The organism is Bradyrhizobium sp. SZCCHNR3119 (assembly GCF_032487775.1).
Taxonomy (GTDB): Bacteria; Pseudomonadota; Alphaproteobacteria; order Rhizobiales; family Xanthobacteraceae; genus Bradyrhizobium.
Genome location: NZ_JAUEUV010000001.1, coordinates 3,561,879 through 3,579,299 on the forward strand (window position 1 = coordinate 3,561,879; position 17,421 = coordinate 3,579,299).

Sequence of the window (17,421 nt, forward strand, 5' to 3'; positions counted from 1 at the left end):
TCATGCTCCGTTACTCAAAGCGGGAGTTGCCGCCGTGACACGACGAGCTGCCAGAGTCCGCGCGGTCGCCATGCCAACCAACATCGCGATCGCGAAGAGAATCGCCTTGGCTGAACCGTAGCCGAGATCGACAAAGGCGGGACCCGGGCAGATGCCGGCGAGCCCCCAGCCGACGCCAAAAATGGCCGCTCCCGCCACGAGGCGCCGATCGAGCCCGCGCCTCGGAGGCAGCAGGTGGCTGCTTGCCAGAATCGGGCGCGGCCGCCTCAGGACCAAGCGGAATCCGGTGAACGTCACCGCGATGGCACCGATCATCACGAATATCAGACTGCCGTCCCACGCCCCTTTGTCGATGGCCGCCAGATCGAGGAAATTCAGAACCTTCGCGGGGTTGGAAAGGCCGGACAGCAGCAGCCCCAGCCCGAACAGCAGGCCGACGAGGAATTGGATCAAGATTGTCATGTGACACTTGACGCTTAGATCGCATGCCGAATGATGAAGACCGTCGCAAATCCCATGCCCATGAAGACCAGCGTGGCCACCATCGAGCGACGCGATAGGCGTGAGATTCCGCAGATCCCGTGTCCCGATGTACAGCCGTTGCCCCAGACTGCGCCGAAGCCGACCAACAGGCCCGCAGCCACCAACGCGAGGTTGCCGGCCCCGATGACGAGTGGGGGCAGAGCCCCACAGGCCAGCCGAAGGACAAGCGGAGCGCCGACGAGGCCCGCAATGAACGCCAACCCGCTGGCAGCATCGCTGCTCATTGGACCCAGCAGCCGTGCGGCGATGCCGCTCACGCCGGCAATGCGGCCCAGGAAGGCCATCAGGATCACGGCCGACAGTCCAATGAGGACACCGCCTGCCAAGGAGGCGCCGGGGGTGAATGGAGTGATCATCTGGAACAAGTACATCCGCTTAAATTCGTATCTTCGAATATGATAAAGTAAGCGGCATGAAAATGCAAAGCAATCGCAGCCGCAAGGGTTCACATCTAGGCGAGCTGGAAAGCAAGGCCGAGGAAGTCGCAGGCCTGCTTGCGGCGATGGCCAATGCGCGGCGGCTCGTTGTGCTCTGTCAGCTGATCGACGGCGAACGGTCGGTCGGCGAGCTGGCCGGGAATGCGGGCTTGAGTCCGGCCGCACTGTCGCAGCACCTCAGCAAGCTGCGTGCTCTCGGCCTGGTGGCGACCCGTCGTGACGGGCAGACCATCTATTATCGGCTGGTGAGCCCGGAGGTCCGGGCGGTGCTGCAGACGCTGTACGGGCTTTATTGTACGTGAGTGCGCTGCCACAACTTTGTGAGCGGGCCGTCCTTTCCCATCGGGTCGGTCTTCGGCAGCGGCACCTGCGGAATAGTCTTCAGCGCCTTCGCGTGATCTTCCGGCGTCGGCCGGGTGATCTGCATCTTCGGCCCCGGCGGATAGGCGCCGACCACGGAAAAATCATCGCTCGCGGACATGCATTGATGGCCGGTGCCGGCGGCCAGGATGGCGACATCGCCGGGCGCGAGATCGAAGTCCTTGCCGTTGTCGCCGCCGAAGCGCACCCGCGCCGAGCCACGCCGAGTGCCTCATGTACGGTCGAATGGTAATGCAGATAATCGAAGATACCATTGCGCCACATGTCGCCCCAGCCGTTGGCGCCGAACAGCTGCTCGATCGTCTGCTCGGGATCGTCGCCGCCAATGGCCACCGCGCCCTTATAGACCAGGAACGGCATCGGATTGTTCGGCACCAGGCCGTCATCCTCGAAGACGACGGTCAGCGGTTCGATCTTCTCCTTGATCGCAGACATGCGGGGCCTCCGGACGATCCAAGCCTAAGCTCGGATCAACCGAGGTCAGATCGGCACGTTCCACTCGCGTGCCGCGATCACAAAAGCAAACGCCCGGGAACGGGCCCGGGCGTTACCTGAAATCTGCGTTGCCTGAATCTACGATGGGGGCGGCTTACGCGCGGGCGCGCTTCTTCTCCCGCATCAGCTCGGCGAAGCGTTGGAACAGGTAATGCGAGTCGCGGGGACCGGGCGAGGCCTCGGGGTGGTACTGCACCGAGAACACCGGCTTGCCCTCCAGTTGGATACCGCAATTGGTTCCGTCGAACAGCGAGATATGGGTCTGGGTGGCGCCCGCGGGCAGCGTCGCCTGGTCGACCGCGAAGCCGTGGTTCATCGAGGTGATCTCGACCTTGCCAGTGGTTTCGTCCTTCACCGGGTGGTTGGCGCCGTGATGGCCCTGATGCATCTTCTTGGTCTTGGCGCCGACGGCGAGCCCCAGCATCTGGTGGCCGAGGCAAATCCCGAAGGTCGGCGTGCCCGAGGAGATCACCTGCTGGATCACCGGCACGGCATATTTCCCGGTCTCGGCCGGATCGCCGGGGCCGTTGGAGAGGAACACGCCGTCCGGCTTCATCGCCAGGATGTCCTCAGCCGAGGTCGTGGCGGGGACGACCGTGACCTTGCAGCCGACGCCGGCCAGCAGGCGCAGGATGTTGCGCTTGATGCCGTAATCGATCGCGACCACGTTGAATTCGGGCGCGGTCTGGCGGCCGAAGCCTTCGTTCCACACCCAGGGCGTCTCGTCCCAGGTGAAGCGCTGGGCGGAGGTGACCATCGGCACCAGGTCCATGCCTTCCAGGCCCGGCCATTCCCGCGCTTCCTTCTTCAGCGCATCGAGGTCGAACTTGCCGTCCTTGGCGTGCGCGATCACCCCGTTCGGCATGCCCCTGGAGCGGATCAGCGCCGTCAGCGCGCGGGTGTCGATGCCGGACAGGCCGATGATGCCGCGGGCGCGCAGCCATTGGTCGAGATGGCGGGTGTTCCGGTAGCTCGAGGGATCGGTGATCGCGGTGCGCAGGATCACCCCGCGTGCACCCGGCGTCGCCGCCATGTTCACCGTCTCGATATCCTCGTCGTTGGTGCCGACATTGCCGATATGCGGGAAGGTGAAGGTGATGAGCTGGCCGGCATAAGAGGGATCGGTCAGGATCTCCTCATAGCCGGTCATCGCGGTGTTGAAGCAGACCTCGCCCACGGCGTGGCCTTCGGCGCCGAGGCCATGGCCTTCCAGCACCGTGCCGTCGGCGAGCACGAGGAGCGCGGTCGGCTTGGGGTCCGACCAGGCGGCGTCAGTATCGATCTGTGTCATGAGGCCTCTACATAGTCTCCCGGCACGGCCGCGTCAAAGCAGGAGACGGCGGTTTTCCGCACGTCTTCCGCGGACTTGGCCGGCAAATTGGCATGCCAGATCGGCAGAACGCCTCAGGAACCGAGTTGTTTCGAGGCTGCGAACCGCCTAGATCAGCCCGAACGATCTTGAAGAGGGCACGATCATGCTGCGCGACGACATCAACACCGCGGTCAAGGAGGCGATGAAGGCCAAGGACGAGCGCAAGCTCTCCACCCTGCGCATGGTCAATTCGACCTTGAAGAACGCCGACATCGCCGCGCGTGGCGAAGGCAAGCCGCCCTTGACCGACGCCGAAGTGCTCGCGGTGCTGCAGAAGATGATCAAGCAGCGCCAGGAATCGGTCGAACTTTATGAGAAAGGCGGGCGCGCCGAGCTCGCCGCCCAGGAGCGCGAGGAGATCGCTGTCATTTCGGCCTATCTGCCGAAGCAGATGAGCGAGGACGAGGTGAGGGCGGCGATATCAGCTGCCGTCGCCGAGACGGGGGCAGCCGGCATGAAGGACATGGGCAAGGTCATCGCGGCCCTGAAGGCCAAGTACACCGGGCAGATGGATTTCGCCAAGGCGAGTGCTCTGGTGAAGGCCTCGCTGGCGGGATAGTCGCTCCCAGCCAAAAGCCTGAACTGTTTCCAAACCGCCATGCCCGGGCTTGTCCCGGGCATCCACGTCTTTAGAGTTACGAGAAAGAACGTGGATGGCCGCGCCAAGCGCGGCCATGACGGAGGAAACGGTGCTCAAGGAAACGTCCGACTACGACCAGCTCTACCGTGATTTCCGCTGGCAGATTCCGGCGCAGTTCAATATCGCGGTGGCCTGCTGCGACCGCCACGCCGACGGCTCGGGCGGGCTCGCGCTGACGGTGGTCGAGGAGGACGGCCGCGCCCGGCGCGTCTCCTTCGACGAATTGCGCGCATTCTCCAGCCGTTTCGCTCATGTGCTGAAGGCCGATGGTCTGGCGCAAGGCGACCGCGTCGCGGTGTTCCTGTCGCAATCCCTGGAATTGCCGATCGTCCATCTTGCGGCGTTCCGCGCCGGCCTTGTTTCCGTGCCGCTGTTCACCTTATTCGGCGAGGACGCGCTGCAATTCCGATTGGCGAACTCCGGCGCCAAGGTCGTCGTCACCGACAGCGGCGGCTTTGCCAAGCTGGCTGCGATCCGCGACCGGCTGCCCGAGCTGAAGGTGATCTATGTCACCGATGGCGGCGGCGCGGGCGCCAAGCCGTTCTGGCCGGCACTCGAAGCTGCTTCGGACCGCTTCCCGACCGTCGCGACGTCATCCGACGATCCCGCCATCATCATCTACACCTCCGGCACCACGGGGAATCCGAAAGGCGCCTTGCATGCGCATCGCGTTCTGCTCGGACATTTGCCCAATGTCGAGATGGTGCACGGCTTCCTGCCCAAGCCCGGCGACGTGATGTGGACGCCGGCGGACTGGGCCTGGATCGGCGGCCTGTTCGATGCACTGTTTCCGGCCTGGTATCATGGCGTACCGGTGGTCGGCTATCGCGCCAGGAAATTCGAGCCTGACGCAGCGATGCAGCTGATGGCCGATCATGCCGTGCGCAATGTCTTCCTACCGCCGACCGCACTGAAGCTGATGCGGCAGGCGAACGTCAAGCACGAGGGCGTGAAGCTGCGCAGCATCCTGACCGGCGGCGAGTCGCTCGGCGCCGAGCTGCTGGGTTGGGTGCGCGCGACCTTCGGCATCGATGCGCACGAGATCTACGGCCAGACCGAGTGCAATCTCGTGGTCGGCAACAACGCAAAACTGTTTCCGATCCGCCCTGGCTCGATGGGCAAGGCCACGCCGGGCTTCGAGGTCGTGATCGTCAACGACAGGGGCGAGGAGCTGCCGCGCGGCGTCAGGGGCATCATCGGCGTGCGCCAGCCCAACCCCTGCACCATGATCGAATATTGGCGCAATCCGGAAGCCACGGCCAAGAAGTTCGCCGGCGATGTGCTGCTGACCGGCGATCTCGGCACCCAGGATGAGGACGGCTATTTCTGGTACGCGAGCCGCGAGGACGATGTCATCACCTCGGCCGGCTACCGCATCGGCCCGTCGGAGATCGAGGACACCTTGCTCAAGCACCCGGCGGTGGCGCTGGCCGCCGTCGTCGGTATTCCCGATCCAGTCAGGACCGAGGCGGTGAAGGCCTGGATCGTGCTGCGGCCCGGCTTTGCCGGCACGGATCAGCTTGCGCGCGAGATCCAGGACTTCGTGAAGGTGAAGCTCGCAGCCCACGAATATCCGCGGCACGTGGAGTTCACGGACACCCTGCCGATGACGGCGACCGGAAAGGTGCTGCGGCGCGAGTTGCGCGCGCGGGGCTAGTCTTCAGCGTCACCCGCGCGCATTTTTGGTGCGCGTCGGCCGCGAGCCGAGGGAAAAAGCGGCCGCGGGACGCCTCCATCCGCCTTACAAGTTCAAATTGAAATTGCACCGCATCCGCTGCTAGCATCCTCCAAAATAAACATAGGGGAGGGCAGGCCGATGACAGCATCCGTCTCAGGCAAGGTCGACCCCGTGGTGCGGCGCATCACCACGGCCGACATCGCCGAAGCATTGACGCAAGGATTGCGCGATTTCCAGGCGCAGCCGTTCTACGGACTCGCCTTCGGCGGTCTCTATGTTCTGGGCGGCATCAGCATCCTGATGTGCCTGACCGCGTTCGGCATGGTCTACCTGGCCTATCCGCTCGCGGCCGGTTTTGCGCTGATCGGCCCGTTCGTTGCGATCGGACTCTATGAGGTGAGCCGCCGCCGCGAAGCCAAGCAGCCGATCTCGCTCGGCGCAATCTGGCGCACCATCACTTCGCGGGCCGAGATCGGCTGGATGGCGTTCGTGACGCTCTTTTTCTTCGTGGTCTGGATGTATCAGGTGCGGCTGCTGATCGCGCTGCTGCTCGGGCTGAACGCCTCGTTCTCGAGCATGCGCGAATTCCTGACGGTTGTGCTGACCACGAACGAAGGCCTCTTGTTCCTCGCGATCGGCAATCTCGAGGGCGCCGCGCTGTCCCTGATCCTGTTTTCGCTGACGGTGGTCTCGTTCCCGCTGCTGCTGGAGCGCGAAGTCGACTTCGTCACCGCGATGATCACCAGCGTGCGCGCGGTGGTGACGAGCCCGGTGCCGATGATCGGCTGGGCCGCGATCATCGTCGTCTTGCTGATCGTCTCGGCGCTGCCTTATTTCCTCGGGCTGCTCGTCACCTTGCCGGTGCTCGGCCACACCACCTGGCATCTCTACCGCCGCATCGTCGCGCCGGTGGCGGCCTGATACTCTGTCAGCGATCTCACTGTCGCCCCGGCGAAAGCCGGGGCCCATAACCACAGGACGGGGTCGTTTCGCGAGATATCAGTTGCGACGTTCTTGGCGCTAGCTTGTCCGCGGCGTTTGGGTCCCGGCTTTCGCCGGGACGACCCGCAGAGTACGTCATGGCACCGCGATCCCCATCGCCTTCAGCGCCGCCAGCATTTTCGCCGGCGGGGCCATCTTCACCGCCAGCGGCCGACCGGTCTCGAGCAGGCTCTTCAGGCTGGACAGGATCGCCGGCCAGCCCTGCCGGCCGCCTTCGAGAATGTCGTCGGGGAGCGGCCGCTCATGCGATTCGATCATGGTGAGACGGACGGCGTCGCCGGCCGGCTCGATCTCGTATGTGACCAGCGTCTGTCCGAGCGCCTCGATCAGCGCTGGCCAATTGACGTTGAAGGTGACGGTGAGCTTACGCGGCGGATCGCATTCGATCACCTCGCCGCTGATATGCAATGCGCCGTCCGGTGTCCGCACGATATAGCTGCCGCCGATCTTGGGATCGATTTCGACGGCATTGCCGAAGAAATATTGCCGGCTGAACTCCGCCGAGGTCAGCGCCTCCCACACCTTCTCGGGCGTGGAGGCGATGTAGATCGTGTAGACGGTGGCGGGCTTGAACTTTGCGATATCCATGGCTCAGCCTTTCTTTCCGAGCGCCGACCGCGGGATTGCCAGCGCGGTGCCGGTTTCCAGCAAACTCTTCAGGCTCGATAGAATCGCCGGCCAGCCGTTGGAGATCGCATTCAGCAACTTGGGCGCGCCGTCGAAGCCTTCATGGGTCAGCGTCAGCTTGACGAATTTGCCGTGCTGCTCGATCGCGAACACGACCTTGGTCGGTCGCTCGTTGCGAAATTCGTCGCTCAGCACGTGCTGGAAGGTATAGGAGAGGCGGCGCGGCGGGTCGAATTCCAGGATCTCGCCGATGTCGCTGGTCGTGCCGTCCGTCACCAGCGCAAAGGGCGAGCCGACGCACCAATCGGATCGTAGCTCGGTGCCGAACCAATAGGACTTCGAGAACTCGCTTGATGTCAGAGCCTGCCAAAGCCTGTCCGGCGTGGTCTCGATATAGGTGACGTAGACGAATTCCGGCCTACTCATGGCGTTTCTCCAATTGCCGTTTCAACTCGCTGAGCGCTGCCAGCTTGCCGCGCTCGAATTTCTTGATCCAGCGTTCGCCGATCTCGTGGATCGGGACCGGGTTGAGATAGTGCAGCTTCTCGCGGCCGTGCCTGATCGTCGTAACCAGATTGGCCGCTTCCAGAATCGCAAGATGCTTGGTCACGGCCTGTCGCGTCATGTCGAGGCCGTCACAGAGCTCGTTCAGGGTCTGGCCGTTACGGGCATGAAGCCTGTCCAGCAGCGACCGCCGCGATGCGTCCGCCAGTGCTTTGAAGACCTCATCCATGCGTTTCAAAATAGGCAACCATTCGGTTGCATGTCAAGAGCGTGTGTTCGGTGCCGGTTCTTGCCGTGTTAGACTTCGGATCCAGCCGGCGATCAGACCGGTGACGAAAAGAAGGGTGGACGCGCATGCGGAACGGCGTCGGCTTGGCGGTCTTGGTTCTCAGCTTCGTGGTGCCCTTTGCCACCTCAGCCCAGCAGGTGATCGGAGCGCCGCCGGAGGCGTCGAACATGAAGCTGGTCGGCTTCAATGACCTGCAGGCGCGCGGCGCCTATCAGCCGACCATCCATCATCAGGGCGACCGTTGGATCGCCTATATCGGCCATCACGGCGGCACCGATGCCGTTCCTGATCCGGTCAATCCGCTGACGGGCAAGGCCGAGCCGAACGGCACCTCGATCGTCGACGTGACCGATCCCGCGCATCCGCGCTATCTGCACCATATTCCGGGGCAGGAGGGCAAATATGAAGGCGGCGGCGCGCAGATGGTGCGGGTCTGCGATGGCAAGACTTTGCCGAAGGGCGATCGCAATGCGGTCTACATGCTGCGTACCTTCGGCAGCGAGGCGCACGAGATCTGGAACGTTGCCGATCCCGCAAATCCGGTGTTGGTCACGCGCATCGGTGGGCTGAAGGACACGCATAAGAGCTGGTGGGAATGTGACACCGGCATCGCCTTTCTGGTGTCAGGCGCCCCCGACTGGCGCGTGCGGCGCATGACGCAGGTCTACGACCTCTCCGACCCCGCGCATCCGGTCAAGATTCGCGACTTCGGGCTGCCCGGCCAGGAGCCGGGTGCGACGGGCGCGGTGCCGACCGAATTGCACGGGCCGATCTCGCTGGGGCCGCAGGGCAACCGGGTCTATTTCGGTTACGGCACCGACAAGGGCGGCATGCTGCAGATCGTCGATCGCGACAAGCTGTTGAACGGGCCGAAGGAGCCGACCCCGGAGAATTTGCGTTATCCCGAGATCGCGCGCCTGCCGATGTCGGCTTTCAACGGCGCACATACCACGTTCCCGATGAAAGGCATGCCGATCGCGGAATACGCCAGGGACAAGGATGGTCAAAGCCGGGACATCGTCATGATCGTCGACGAGGCGATTCAGAACGAATGCGGCGAGCCGCGGCAGATGGTGTGGTTCGCCGACGTCACCACGGAGACGCGGCCGATGATGATCTCGAGCTACACGGTGCCGGAGGAGAGCGGCCATTTCTGCAGCCGCGGCGGCCGCTTCGGCTCGCATTCCTCCAACGAGAGCATGGCCCCGGTCTTCTACAAGAAGCTGGCCCTCATCGCCTTCTTCAATGCCGGCGTGCGTGCGCTCGACATTCGCGACCCCTATCATCCGCGCGAGGTTGGCTATTTCATCCCCTCGATCACCGACAAGACCGATAAGCGCTGTGTCACCATCGAGGGCGAGGAGCGCTGCAAGGTTGCGATCCAGACCAACAATGTCGAGACCGACGACCGCGGCTATATCTATGCCGTCGATCGCGCCAACACCGGCCTGCATATTCTCGAGCTGACCGGTGAGGCGCGCGCCATCGCCGGCCTGCCGCCGCAATAGCGGGCCGCCATGCGACCGCAACCGCTCCTCGTCATCGCGTTGCTTGCGATCAGCGTCGCCTGGGCTGCGTTCGTGTTCGAGATGGTGCAGTCGCGTGCCGCGCGGCATGACGATGTTGGAATGGGCAAGCTCGGCTGGCGCGAGATCGCCTGGCCGTTTCCGCGCGATGGCTGGCCGGCGGGACGCGCCTTCCGCTGCCAATCTTCATCCTGCGTTCCCGACAGTGAAATCTATCTTCGCGCCAAGCTCGGCTTCTGCAATTGCGACACCGGGGTGGCCGATGATGACGAAGTGGATCGCGTCGCCGACATCGACCTGATCAGCCCGCGTTTTGTTGCGCATGAAGCCGGCCGCGCGGTGCGCGTTGCCGAGCTCAGCGGGCGTGCGCGAAGTTATGATCTCGAAACCGGCGGAGCATCTCACGGTGCGGTCGGCTTCGCATTGTCGCACCGTTGCGACCTGATGGTCGCGGTGATCGAGGGCAGGGCGGCTCAGCCCTTGCTGCAGGATGCCGCGCAGCAGTTCCTGGCCTCGCACGAGGTGCGGCGCTGGATGATGGCGGCGCTGGGCGGCGGGAAGTAGCCCTCAGCCCAACCCTCCCGGCGCGAGCGATGCTCGTCGCATCCCCGTAGGAACGGGAGAGGGGAGCGCACCGCGCGCCGCACTTTCCTCCACGCCTGCATCATGCATTAATATGCAATATGCGCCTCATCACAACATCGAGCCCCGCCCATGTCCCTGCAAGCCTATCTCGCTTTCGTCGCCGCGTGCATCGCGCTGGCGCTGCTGCCTGGTCCCGTTGTCACGCTGCTGATCGCCAATGGCTTGCGCCACGGCACCCGCGCGGCGCTGGTCAACATCGCCGGCGTGCAGACCGGGCTCGCGATCGCGATTGGCGTCGTCGCGATCGGCCTGACCTCGCTGATGGCCACGATGGGCTATTGGTTCGAATGGGTGCGGTTGCTCGGAGCGGCCTATCTCGTGTGGCTCGGCGTCAAGCTGATCCGCACGCCGATCGAAGGCCTTGCGACGAGTGATGCGCCGCCACCACCGCCCCGCGGGGGCTTTTTCCTGCAGGGGCTTCTGGTGCTGTTGTCCAATCCGAAGATCATGGTGTTCTTCGGCGCGTTCCTGCCGCAGTTCATGGACATGAACCGCGATCACGTCCCGCAGGTCGCCCTCCTCGGCGTCACCTTCATGATGATCGCAGGCCTTACCGATGGTGTCTATGCGCTGCTGGCGGGCCGTGCGCGCAAGCTGTTCTCGGCGCGACGCACGCGGCTGGTGTCGCGCATCTCCGGCGGCTTCATGATCGGCGGCGGCGTCTGGCTCGCGCTGACGCGGTCGCGTTAGCAGAGAGGCGTAAGACATTCACAGCTGTCGTCCCGGACAAGCGCTTGTCCGCCGAAGCCTAAAAGGCGAAGGCGGAAGCGCAGCGAGGGCGATCCGGGACCCATACGCCGCAGCGGAAATTGTTGCGATGAAAGATGTCACGGGCATCTCGCATCGAACGCCGGCCGATGGTTATGGGCCCCTGCTTTCACAGGGGCGACAAGCGAACGTATTGGGTCAGTATCGGCCCCAACACGTGCTGACCTGTTCCGCAACGTCGTTCCTAGACTCCGATCGTCCCCTTCACGCAGATCGTGACGTCGCCGCCGATCCAGATCGTCTCTCCGTCCTGCGCCACGTGCACACGGCCGGCGCGGCCGAGCACGGTGCCCTGCGCGGCGACATATTGCCTCGGTGCAATTCCGGCCCCGATCAGCCATTGCGCCAGGCTTGCATTGAGACTGCCGGTCACCGGGTCCTCGCCGCCACGGCCCATGAAGCCTCTGACCTCGAACTGCGCATCGGTGCCGTCACTTGCCGGATCCCACAGAGCGACAACCCCGAGCGACTGGTTGGGGAGAATGCTCGCATCGTGCTTCAGCGCCAGCACCTCGCTGCGTGAGCCCATCAGCACTGCGACCCAGCCCGGGCCGTTGTCGACCCACTGCGCGGCCCGGAATGAACCTTCGGTCACCCCGAGCGCTTGCGCAATGCGGGCCTTTAGCTCGGGCTCGACCTCGCCGGAGCGGCGCTGCGGAGGCGCCGCGAACGCCAGCCTTGTATTTTCCTTTGCGCCATCGCGCTTGATCCGCACAAGGCCTGCCCCGCATTCCTGCACGACGTGCTCGCCCTTCGCCTGGCCGCCCAGCGCGAGCCAGACGTGACAGGAGCCGAGCGTCGGATGGCCGGCGAACGGCAGCTCGCGCTGCGGCGTGAAGATGCGGACGCGGTAATCCGCCCCCGGCGCCTGTGGTCGCAGCAGGAAGGTGGTCTCTGACAGATTGGTCCAATTGGCGATCCGCTGCATCGTCGCATCGTCGAGGCCGTCGGCTTCGGCGATCACGGCGAGCGGATTGCCCTTGAACGGAACGGCGGAGAAAACGTCGACCTGGTGGAACGGCAAGGTCTTCATGCGTCGTCTCCTCTAGGCTCTATGCCCGCCAGAACGGCTTGGTCGCCTCACGGCGAACGGCTTCGGGATCGAGACCGCAGTCGCGCAGCTGATCGTTGTCCAGTGTCGCCAGTTCATGCCGCCAGGACCAGCGCTGCAGCCACGTTTGCGGAAGCTGCAACAGCGTGCCTTCTCCGTGGGCAGTTTGCGTGGTTGCCCAACGCTGCGCCAGGGAATATGCCATGTGTCACCTATTGCTCTTCAAGTCCTTCATTGTTCGGAGAGCAATCGCGCAGTACAATGTTCGGTGCAATTAAAACATTGCACTCGGAGCAATATAGCATGAATGCTTCGTATACCGTTCTGGTCGACGCCATCGCAGCCGATATCGCCAACGGCCGGCTCAAGGCCGGCGACCGGCTGCCGCCGCAGCGGCAATTCGCTTATGAGCGGGGCATTGCCGCCTCGACCGCGGCACGGGTCTATGCCGAGCTGTTGCGCCGGGGCCTCGTCGTCGGGGAGGTCGGCCGCGGCACCTTTGTTGCGGGTGAGACGCAGGCGCTGTTGCCGGCACTGCGGCTGGAGCCGTTCGATGGCCGCATCGACCTCGAGTTCAATTTTCCGACCCTGCCCGACCAGGCTGCCTTGATCGCCAAATCGCTGCAGAGCTGGCAACGGCCGGACGTGCTGGGCACGGTGCTGGCCCCGATCACCCAGCGCCGCCTGGCCGAGGCCGGGCGGACCAGCGCGAGCTTTTTCGCGACCGATCGCTGGCGGCCACGGGCGGAGAATTTCCTGTTCGCCGGCAGCGGCCGGCAGTCGCTGGCGGCGGCCGTGTCAGCGCTGGTCCCGGTCGGTGGTCGGCTCGGAGTCGAAGCCGTCACCTATCCGATGATCAAGGGCATCGCCGCCCGGCTCGGTGTCACCCTGGTGCCGCTCGCGATGGATGGCGAGGGCATCCGTGCTGACGCGCTGGTCAAGGCGCATCGCGCGCACGCGCTGAACGCGATCTACCTCCAGCCGGTGATGCAGAATCCGCTCGGCCACACCATGAGCGATGCCAGGCGCGAGGAGATCGTCCGCATCGTCCGCAAGCTCGACCTGATGATCATCGAGGATCTGGTCTACGGTTTCCTGAGCGATGCGGCGCCGCTCGCCTCGCAGGCCGAGGAGCGCGCGGTGATCGTCGACAGCCTCGCCAAGCGGCTGGCGCCGGGCATTGCCGTGGGCTTTCTCTATGTGCCCTCGCATCTGCGCGAAAAATTCGCGGTCACCGTGCGCACGGGCGCGTGGTCGGTGACGTCGCTGGCGCTGGCCGCCGGCATGGCGCTGCTGGCCGACGGCACCGCGGCGGAGATCACGCGGCGCAAGCGGTCGGATGCGGTGGCGCGGCAGGCGATCGTGACCGAATGTCTGGCGGGCTATCACATCGACGCCGATCCGCGCTCCTATCACGTCTGGCTCAATCTGCCGGACGGCTGGCGCGCCGAAACGCTGACCGCGGCCGCCGCGCGCGCCGGCATCGCGATCACGCCGGCCAGCGCCTTTGCCATCGCGCATGGACATTCGCCCAATGCAGTGCGCCTCGCGCTCGGGCTGCCGAGCCACGGCGAGCTGCGTATTGCCTTGACGCGTCTTGCCGGCCTGCTCGCCGCAAGGCCCGATGAGAGCGACATGACGGAGTAGGCCGCTCCGCGCGGGCTCAGACCAGACCTTGCGCCCGCAGGGTCACTTCGATCTCGCCAAAGATCCGGACCAGCCGTTCGGCCCATTGCTGCTGGCCGTCCGCGTCCGCGATCAGGTCCTGGCGGATTTCGATGCCGGAGTTGATCAGCCCGCGCGCCTCGCCATGGACCGGGATGGTGTAGTCGGTTGCTTCGCTGACGGCATAAGGCTGGTTGTCGCCGACCACGAGCTCCGGCTCGGCACGCAATGTCTGTAGGAGCAGCGGCGGCAGCGTGCGGTCGCGCTGGTAGAGCGTGCCGACATGCCAGGGCCGCTTGATGCCGGCATAGACCGGCGTGAAGCTGTGCAGCGCCAGCAGCAACGTCGGCTGGCCGGCGCGCTGGCGCGCCTCGATCACAGCACCGATGCGGTCATGATACGGAGCGAAGATCGCGCGGCGCCTGAGCTCGGCGGCCTCGTGCGTCAGGCCCTCATTGCCCGGGATCGTGGTGTGCTCGCTGATCATCGGGATCGCGTTCGGCGCCTTCGGTGGTCGGTTGCAGTCGATCACGAGCCGCGAATAGCGCTGCGCGATCAGATGGCCGTCGAGCGCGTCGGACACGGCCTCCGCCACGCCGGCGATGCCGATGTCGACAGCGATGTGACGTTCGAGCTCGCTCGCGGGCAGGCCGAGGTCGCCGAGCGCGCGGGGCAGCAGCCGGCCGTAATGATCGCAGGCGAACAGGAATGGCGAGCGGCCGCCCGCATTCCGTTCGAGCACAGGCGGGATCTCATCGGCCCCGAGCAGGGTGGATGCGGCGGCGTTGCCTTGGACAGTCATGACGTGATTCGGGGCCTTCAGGGACGAGATGATGATCCTAAAATCGGGCAGACGAAAGTCCATCCGGGCACGCTCGTGGCTTTGACGTCGCCCCGCCGAGCTTCGCTTCGCTCGCGATGGCGGCTATAGAGCCGCATGACCTCCGACCTGCTCTTCGTTTACGGCACCTTGATGCGCGGCTTCGATCATCCGATGGCGCGGCTGCTCGCGGCCAATGCCGAGTTTCTCGGCGAAGCCCGCTGCCAGGGCCGGCTCTATCTGGTGAAGCACTATCCCGGCCTCGTGCTCTCCGACGATGCCGCCGACATCGTGCATGGCGAGCTGTTCCGCCTGCGCGAGCCGCTCGCCCTGCTGGCCGAGTTCGACATGTATGAAGCCTGCGGCGAGGGCTTTGCCGAGCCCACCGAATATGTGCGGCGGCTGCTCGATGTGCGGCTTGCCGACGGCAGCTCGCGGGAAGCCTGGACCTATCTCTACAACTGGCCGGTCGCGGAGCTGCCGCGGATCGGTTCGGGCAGGTTCCTGGAGCATTGATGCCAGGAGCCCTGTGAATAGCCCGTACAACGGCGATTAAGTTCACATTTTGTGAACTGCTCCTATATGCCTAGTACCTTGGCATCGGCCGGAGACAGCCCCCAACCCTATGGCCCGCTTCACGCAGGAATTTCTCGACGAGCTCCGCGCCCGGCTCCCGGTCTCGGACGTGGTCGGCCGCCGCGTGAAGCTGAAGAAGGCCGGGCGGGAATTCAAGGGCCTGTCGCCGTTCCAGCAGGAGAAGACGCCGTCCTTCTACGTCAACGACCAGAAGGGCTTTTACCACGATTTCTCCTCCGGCAAGCACGGCAACATCTTCGACTTCGTGATGGAGACCGAGGGCGTTTCCTTTCCCGAAGCCGTCGAGCGGCTGGCGGGCCTCGCCGGGCTGGCGCTGCCGGTGGCGACGCCGGATGCCGCGCGGCATGAGCAGCATCGGAAGTCTCTCTATGACGTGATGGAGCTGGCGGCGAAATTCTTCGCTGAGACGCTGGCCTCGCGGCTGGGTGCGAAAGCGCGCGGCTATCTCGCCGATCGCGCGATCCAGCCGCAGACGCAGCTCGCATTCCGGCTCGGCTATGCGCCCCCCGAACGCTTCGCGCTGAAGGAGTTCTTAGGATCCCACGGCATTCCCGTCACCGACATGGTCGAAGCCGGGCTGCTGATCGGCGGCGACGACATCCCGGTGCCGTACGATCGCTTCCGCGATCGCGTGATGTTCCCGATCACCGATGCCAGAGGCCGCGTGATCGCCTTCGGCGGCCGTGCGCTGGAGAAGGACGTTCCGGCCAAATATCTCAATTCGCCGGAGACGCCGCTCTTCCACAAGGGCGACAATCTCTACAACCTCGCCACTGCGCGCCAGGCGACGCATAACGGCAGCGCCCTGATCGTGGTCGAGGGCTATGTCGACGTGATCGCGATGGTCACGGCGGGCTTTCCAGGCGCCGTGGCGCCGCTCGGCACCGCGCTGACGGAAAACCAGCTCGCGCTGCTCTGGAAGATGGTCGACGAGCCGATCCTCTGCTTCGACGGCGACCGCGCCGGACAGAAGGCCGCCTATCGCGCCGCTGACCTCGCGCTGCCGCACCTGAAGCCCGGCAAGAGCCTGCGCTTTGCGCTGCTGCCCGAAGGCCAGGACCCCGACGATCTGGTCCGCTCGGGCGGCCGCGGCGCGGTCGAGGAGGTGCTGGCCGTGGCCAAGCCGCTCGCCGAGGTGATCTGGAGCCGCGAGATCGAGGGCGGCAGCTTCAATACGCCGGAGCGGCGCGCGGCGCTGGAGGCGCGGATCGGCCAGCTCACCAATGGCATCGGCGACGAGGTGGTGCGCCGCTACTACCGCCAGGATCTCTCCGAGCGGTTGGGGCGCGCCTTCGCTCCCGAAGGTGGCCGCGGCTTCGGCCGCTCCTTCGGTGCCGAATCAGGACGCCGTTTTGCCCCGCGCGGTCCCGCTCTGGGACAGTCATCTGGACGGTTGTCCACAGGCCCCCGCCGCGGCGGCGGCTTATCCACAGGGGCGCCACTGGGCCGCGGACCGTACCAGGCGGCGAGCCCGCAACTCGCGGCCAGCCCGCTGATGCGCGGCCAGCGTTCGGCGATCTCGCGCCGCGAGGCGCTGATCCTGCTCTGCCTCGTCAATCATCCCTGGCTCCTGCACGACCATCTGGAGGAGGCGGCCGCGCTGGAACTTCCGCACATGGAAGCGCACAAGCTGCGCGCCGCCATCATCGCCGCCTTCGCGCATGACCACCACCATTCGCCGGATCCGGAAGAGCAGGCCGAGAAGATGCGCGCCGATCTCGATGCGGCCGGATTTTTACAAATTCTTCAAAGGGTTGAGCGTGCGATCACCACCGCCGCGGTCTGGGCGGTCGGGCCCGGCGCAGCGCGCGCGGACGTTCTTGCCACCTGGCATCAATTGGTCGCCTTGCATCGGCAGTGGCACACATTATTTAGGGAATTGAAGGACGCCGAGCTGGCGCTTGGGGACGACCCGAGCGATGCAAATCTGGGTTGGCTGAAGGACGTGAAGGCCAGAATGGCCGAGATGGACGGGACCGAAGCGCTCATCGAGGGCTTCGGGGAACTGTCCGGCCGGTTCAGCCGGAATGTGTAGCGCACATCCGGTCGAACGGTCCGCCACCAGGCCTTGCGACGCCAGGCCTCGCGAAATGACTCGCCAAACCCATGGTTTGGCTGCACAAACAGGGTTAAGCGAAGTTTAAGGGGTCCGGAGCATTTTCAGGAGTGGGGTCGCTGGGGCCGTCGGCAGCCGCGTTACGTTGGATGGCGTAACGGCGGGCGTCGTCCGACTGTAAACCGGTATCGCTTTTGCAGGCACACCGCAGGGTAAGACGTCGCATGGTAAGACCATGCCGTGTGCAAAAAAGCTTTCGCCGGGCCTTAAAGCGACACACCGGTGACAGAAATTAGGGGGTGGCGACGTAAAAGTGCGCCACCCT

At 64.9% G+C, this 17,421-nt stretch carries 19 protein-coding genes and 1 pseudogene; 10 read left to right on the forward strand and 10 right to left on the reverse strand.

The features are described from left to right. Entirely contained in the window at window positions 1–462 is a 462-nt protein-coding gene (locus tag QX034_RS16600) for a DUF6691 family protein (protein ID WP_315701473.1), read from the reverse strand. 14 nt (window positions 463–476) lie between these two features. Continuing rightward, window positions 477–899 carry a YeeE/YedE family protein gene (locus tag QX034_RS16605; protein WP_315744637.1) on the reverse strand — a complete coding sequence of 141 codons (423 nt, stop codon included), beginning with the start codon at window positions 897–899 and terminating at the stop codon, window positions 477–479. 56 nt (window positions 900–955) lie between these two features. Between QX034_RS16605 and QX034_RS16610 the strand changes: the two genes are divergently transcribed. Then, window positions 956–1,282 carry a metalloregulator ArsR/SmtB family transcription factor gene (locus QX034_RS16610; protein WP_315701470.1) on the forward strand — a complete coding sequence of 109 codons (327 nt, stop codon included), beginning with the start codon at window positions 956–958 and terminating at the stop codon, window positions 1,280–1,282. Here the strand turns inward: QX034_RS16610 and QX034_RS16615 are convergent. Both QX034_RS16615 and carA read right to left on the reverse strand, forming a co-directional pair. After that, window positions 1,270–1,796 (reverse strand): annotated as a pseudogene (locus tag QX034_RS16615) (hypothetical protein). The gene QX034_RS16610 and the pseudogene QX034_RS16615 sit on opposite strands and share 13 nt — an antisense overlap. 154 nt (window positions 1,797–1,950) lie before the next feature. Next, window positions 1,951–3,147 carry a glutamine-hydrolyzing carbamoyl-phosphate synthase small subunit gene (gene carA, locus QX034_RS16620; protein ID WP_315701469.1) on the reverse strand — a complete coding sequence of 399 codons (1,197 nt, stop codon included), beginning with the start codon at window positions 3,145–3,147 and terminating at the stop codon, window positions 1,951–1,953. Window positions 3,148–3,331: 184 nt separating this feature from the next. On the opposite strand from carA, the gene QX034_RS16625 reads away from it, so the two are divergent. From QX034_RS16625 to QX034_RS16635, 3 genes are all read left to right on the forward strand, one after another. Then, window positions 3,332–3,787 carry a GatB/YqeY domain-containing protein gene (locus tag QX034_RS16625; RefSeq protein ID WP_316175095.1) on the forward strand — a complete coding sequence of 152 codons (456 nt, stop codon included), beginning with the start codon at window positions 3,332–3,334 and terminating at the stop codon, window positions 3,785–3,787. Between the two features lie 130 nt (window positions 3,788–3,917). Continuing rightward, window positions 3,918–5,525, forward strand: a complete 1,608-nt coding sequence (locus tag QX034_RS16630) for an acyl-CoA synthetase (protein ID WP_316196076.1) — start codon at window positions 3,918–3,920, stop codon at window positions 5,523–5,525. A gap of 159 nt (window positions 5,526–5,684) precedes the next feature. Then, entirely contained in the window at window positions 5,685–6,467 is a 783-nt protein-coding gene (locus QX034_RS16635; protein WP_315701467.1) for a DUF2189 domain-containing protein, read from the forward strand. A gap of 156 nt (window positions 6,468–6,623) precedes the next feature. Here the strand turns inward: QX034_RS16635 and QX034_RS16640 are convergent, their stop codons facing one another. The 3 genes from QX034_RS16640 to QX034_RS16650 are packed head-to-tail and all read right to left on the reverse strand — an operon-like array spanning window position 6,624 to window position 7,908. After that, window positions 6,624–7,136: an SRPBCC family protein gene (locus QX034_RS16640; protein ID WP_316165997.1), complete on the reverse strand. Its 513-nt coding sequence runs from the start codon at window positions 7,134–7,136 to the stop codon at window positions 6,624–6,626. 3 nt (window positions 7,137–7,139) lie between these two features. Continuing rightward, entirely contained in the window at window positions 7,140–7,601 is a 462-nt protein-coding gene (locus QX034_RS16645; protein ID WP_315701465.1) for an SRPBCC family protein, read from the reverse strand. Then, window positions 7,594–7,908, reverse strand: coding sequence for a metalloregulator ArsR/SmtB family transcription factor (locus QX034_RS16650; protein ID WP_315701464.1), 315 nt, complete (start codon window positions 7,906–7,908; stop codon window positions 7,594–7,596). Before QX034_RS16650 ends, QX034_RS16645 begins: the two co-directional genes overlap by 8 nt. A 125-nt stretch (window positions 7,909–8,033) precedes the next feature. On the opposite strand from QX034_RS16650, the gene QX034_RS16655 reads away from it, so the two are divergent. The 3 genes from QX034_RS16655 to QX034_RS16665 all read left to right on the forward strand — a co-directional run bounded on the left by QX034_RS16655 (window position 8,034) and on the right by QX034_RS16665 (window position 10,829). Then, on the forward strand, window positions 8,034–9,476 hold the full coding sequence (locus QX034_RS16655) for a hypothetical protein (RefSeq protein WP_315701463.1): 1,443 nt from the start codon (window positions 8,034–8,036) through the stop codon (window positions 9,474–9,476). Between the two features lie 9 nt (window positions 9,477–9,485). Then, complete coding sequence (locus tag QX034_RS16660) at window positions 9,486–10,058, forward strand: hypothetical protein (RefSeq protein WP_315701461.1); 573 nt, start codon at window positions 9,486–9,488, stop codon at window positions 10,056–10,058. A gap of 150 nt (window positions 10,059–10,208) precedes the next feature. Beyond that, the gene (locus QX034_RS16665; RefSeq protein WP_315701460.1) at window positions 10,209–10,829 is read left to right on the forward strand and encodes a LysE family translocator; all 621 of its coding nucleotides are present in this window, start codon (window positions 10,209–10,211) and stop codon (window positions 10,827–10,829) included. Window positions 10,830–11,091: 262 nt separating this feature from the next. On the opposite strand, the gene QX034_RS16670 is transcribed toward QX034_RS16665, so the two are convergent. Further along, on the reverse strand, window positions 11,092–11,940 hold the full coding sequence (locus tag QX034_RS16670; protein ID WP_315763105.1) for a PhzF family phenazine biosynthesis protein: 849 nt from the start codon (window positions 11,938–11,940) through the stop codon (window positions 11,092–11,094). Window positions 11,941–11,959: 19 nt separating this feature from the next. Beyond that, complete coding sequence (locus tag QX034_RS16675; protein ID WP_315701458.1) at window positions 11,960–12,163, reverse strand: DUF1127 domain-containing protein; 204 nt, start codon at window positions 12,161–12,163, stop codon at window positions 11,960–11,962. A gap of 98 nt (window positions 12,164–12,261) precedes the next feature. Between QX034_RS16675 and QX034_RS16680 the strand changes: the two genes are divergently transcribed. Next, window positions 12,262–13,605: a PLP-dependent aminotransferase family protein gene (locus tag QX034_RS16680; RefSeq protein ID WP_410050912.1), complete on the forward strand. Its 1,344-nt coding sequence runs from the start codon at window positions 12,262–12,264 to the stop codon at window positions 13,603–13,605. A gap of 16 nt (window positions 13,606–13,621) precedes the next feature. Here QX034_RS16680 and QX034_RS16685 read toward each other — a convergent pair whose 3' ends face one another. Beyond that, the gene (locus QX034_RS16685; protein ID WP_316195576.1) at window positions 13,622–14,425 is read right to left on the reverse strand and encodes an N-formylglutamate amidohydrolase; all 804 of its coding nucleotides are present in this window, start codon (window positions 14,423–14,425) and stop codon (window positions 13,622–13,624) included. A gap of 135 nt (window positions 14,426–14,560) precedes the next feature. On the opposite strand from QX034_RS16685, the gene QX034_RS16690 reads away from it, so the two are divergent. Continuing rightward, window positions 14,561–14,959, forward strand: coding sequence for a gamma-glutamylcyclotransferase family protein (locus QX034_RS16690; protein WP_315701455.1), 399 nt, complete (start codon window positions 14,561–14,563; stop codon window positions 14,957–14,959). Window positions 14,960–15,068: 109 nt separating this feature from the next. Then, window positions 15,069–17,075: a DNA primase gene (gene dnaG, locus QX034_RS16695; protein WP_316195578.1), complete on the forward strand. Its 2,007-nt coding sequence runs from the start codon at window positions 15,069–15,071 to the stop codon at window positions 17,073–17,075. Window positions 17,076–17,421: the final 346 nt, after the last annotated feature.

Bases quoted from the DNA above. Each gene is read 5' to 3' on its own strand.
- QX034_RS16600 (WP_315701473.1), bottom strand. From the start codon at position 462: ATGACAATCTTGATCCAATTCCTCGTCGGCCTGCTGTTCGGGCTGGGG.
- QX034_RS16605 (WP_315744637.1), bottom strand. From the start codon at position 899: ATGATCACTCCATTCACCCCCGGCGCCTCCTTGGCAGGCGGTGTCCTC.
- QX034_RS16610 (WP_315701470.1), top strand. From the start codon at position 956: ATGAAAATGCAAAGCAATCGCAGCCGCAAGGGTTCACATCTAGGCGAG.
- carA (WP_315701469.1), bottom strand. From the start codon at position 3,147: ATGACACAGATCGATACTGACGCCGCCTGGTCGGACCCCAAGCCGACC.
- QX034_RS16625 (WP_316175095.1), top strand. From the start codon at position 3,332: ATGCTGCGCGACGACATCAACACCGCGGTCAAGGAGGCGATGAAGGCC.
- QX034_RS16635 (WP_315701467.1), top strand. From the start codon at position 5,685: ATGACAGCATCCGTCTCAGGCAAGGTCGACCCCGTGGTGCGGCGCATC.
- QX034_RS16640 (WP_316165997.1), bottom strand. From the start codon at position 7,136: ATGGATATCGCAAAGTTCAAGCCCGCCACCGTCTACACGATCTACATC.
- QX034_RS16645 (WP_315701465.1), bottom strand. From the start codon at position 7,601: ATGAGTAGGCCGGAATTCGTCTACGTCACCTATATCGAGACCACGCCG.
- QX034_RS16650 (WP_315701464.1), bottom strand. From the start codon at position 7,908: ATGGATGAGGTCTTCAAAGCACTGGCGGACGCATCGCGGCGGTCGCTG.
- QX034_RS16655 (WP_315701463.1), top strand. From the start codon at position 8,034: ATGCGGAACGGCGTCGGCTTGGCGGTCTTGGTTCTCAGCTTCGTGGTG.
- QX034_RS16660 (WP_315701461.1), top strand. From the start codon at position 9,486: ATGCGACCGCAACCGCTCCTCGTCATCGCGTTGCTTGCGATCAGCGTC.
- QX034_RS16665 (WP_315701460.1), top strand. From the start codon at position 10,209: ATGTCCCTGCAAGCCTATCTCGCTTTCGTCGCCGCGTGCATCGCGCTG.
- QX034_RS16670 (WP_315763105.1), bottom strand. From the start codon at position 11,940: ATGAAGACCTTGCCGTTCCACCAGGTCGACGTTTTCTCCGCCGTTCCG.
- QX034_RS16675 (WP_315701458.1), bottom strand. From the start codon at position 12,163: ATGGCATATTCCCTGGCGCAGCGTTGGGCAACCACGCAAACTGCCCAC.
- QX034_RS16680 (WP_410050912.1), top strand. From the start codon at position 12,262: ATGAATGCTTCGTATACCGTTCTGGTCGACGCCATCGCAGCCGATATC.
- QX034_RS16685 (WP_316195576.1), bottom strand. From the start codon at position 14,425: ATGACTGTCCAAGGCAACGCCGCCGCATCCACCCTGCTCGGGGCCGAT.
- QX034_RS16690 (WP_315701455.1), top strand. From the start codon at position 14,561: ATGACCTCCGACCTGCTCTTCGTTTACGGCACCTTGATGCGCGGCTTC.
- dnaG (WP_316195578.1), top strand. From the start codon at position 15,069: ATGGCCCGCTTCACGCAGGAATTTCTCGACGAGCTCCGCGCCCGGCTC.